Annotated in this window: 1 protein-coding gene; it reads left to right on the top strand. The window is 68.2% G+C overall.

Features of this window, described 5'->3' with window-relative positions; translation table 11 throughout:
- Positions 1 to 562: 562 nt before the first annotated feature.
- Positions 563 to 1,711 carry an IS66 family transposase gene (locus AB0H52_RS31900; RefSeq protein ID WP_357952000.1) on the top strand — a complete coding sequence of 383 codons (1,149 nt, stop codon included), beginning with the start codon at positions 563 to 565 and terminating at the stop codon, positions 1,709 to 1,711.
- Positions 1,712 to 1,770 lie beyond the last annotated feature (59 nt).

Genomic DNA, 1,770 nt, shown 5'->3' with positions numbered 1-1,770 from the left:
ACATCGCCCGCGCCAACCGACGCGCCGACCGTCGCTCACACGACCTCATAACCGCTGTGACCAGCAGTTACCCCAGAACGCAATAGCCCTGGGCCCAGGGGCGCCCTTGTCGAATCCGACTCCCACCCCGTCGGGTCGGACGCCCCGTTGACACCTTGGCCGCTTCGACCACGCAAGCGGCGTCGATGACTGCACGCCGGTCCCGTCCCCGCTCTGGGGGGCGGGACCAGCGGCGTCTCAGGCCGCTGCGGCCCTGGCAGGTGCGGGGCCGGTGGTGCCGCGCTCGTAGTCGATGCGTTGGTCTAGGTCTAGCTGGCAGCCCCGCCGAGCCCCCGAGGACGACCGGGACGAAGACGACGACCTCGAACCGCTCGACCTCCCCGAGCGCGACGCGGCCCTTGGGACTAACGTTCGGGAAAGGTAACTGATCAGGTTGTGGGTGGCGTGGTGGCTTGATCTTGGTAGGGATGTTGGTCAGGATGCCGGAGTGTCTGACTCGCCGTCCATCGTGGAGCTGTTGGAGCGGCTCGCTCGGTTGGAGGCGGTGGTCGCGCAGCGGGACGTGCGGATCGCGGCGTTGGAGGCGGAGAACGCGGAGTTGCGTCGCCGGTTGGGTCAGACGCCGCGGAATTCGAACGTGCCGCCGTCGTCGGAGGGTTTGACGAAGCCGGCGCCGAAGTCGTTACGTGGTAGGTCGGGACGTCGTCCGGGTGGGCAGGATGGTCGTGAGGGTCGCACGCTGCGGCAGGTCGATGACCCGGACGAGGTCGTGCGGCATGATCCGGTGGCGTGTTCGGGGTGTGGTGACGGGCTGGCCGGCGCTGCTGTGGTGGGGGTGACCCGTCGGCAGGTGTTCGAGATCCCTCAGGTGACCGCTCGGGTGATTGAGCACCACATTGTCGCTTCGCGGTGCGGGTGCGGGACGGTCACGTGCGCGTCGACGCCGCCGGGGGTGGATGCCCCGGCGCAGTATGGGCCTCGCCTGAGCGCGGTGGTGGTGTACCTGCTGGTGGCGCAGTTCGGGTCGCAGAAACGGGTCGCGCAGGCTGTGGGAGATCTATTCGGGGTGCCGATCTCGCAGGGCAGCGTGGCGGCGATGACCGCCCGCGCCGGCAGCCGGCTCGACGGTGATTTCCTGGCGTTCGTACGCCGGGCCCTGGCCGGCGCTGAGGTGGTCAACTTCGACGAGACCGGGTTCCGGGTCGCCGGGAAGCTGCACTGGGTCCACTCGGCGTCAACCGGGAAGTACAGCCTGCTGTATGTGCACCCGAAACGGGGCCGGGAGGCCATCGACGCGGGTGGGGTGCTGTCCGGCTTCACCGGGATCGCCGTGCACGACGCGTGGGCGCCATATGACTGCTACCCGAGCGCGACTCACGCCTTGTGCTGCGCGCATTTACTCCGGGAACTCATCGCCGCCGGGGAACTCGACCCGCAGGCGACGTGGGCCGGGCAGGGCATCGAGGCGTTGCTGGCCCTCAAGACCGCCGCCGAGCAGGCCGTCGCGGCACGCCACGACCACATCGATGCAGGCGTCCTCGCCGACGGTGTCGCCGCGTTCCGCCACGCCGCACTGGTCGGGATCAAAGACCACGCCGGGCAGTACACCAAGATCGGGGGCAAGCTCCACGCCCTCAGGGCGTTCGCAAGGTCGAGCTTTGACCGTTTAGTTACTTTTGGGGTAGTCACGCCGGTTCAGGCCGGTACGTAGAAGAGCGCGGTCTTCTGGTGATCATTCAGGTGTCTAGGCCGGATGATCACAAGTGAAGG

It is taken from the genome of Micromonospora sp. NPDC050695, assembly GCF_040654415.1.
GTDB lineage: Bacteria > Actinomycetota > Actinomycetes > Mycobacteriales > Micromonosporaceae > Micromonospora.
This window is presented reverse-complemented; position numbering and strand designations above follow the sequence as displayed.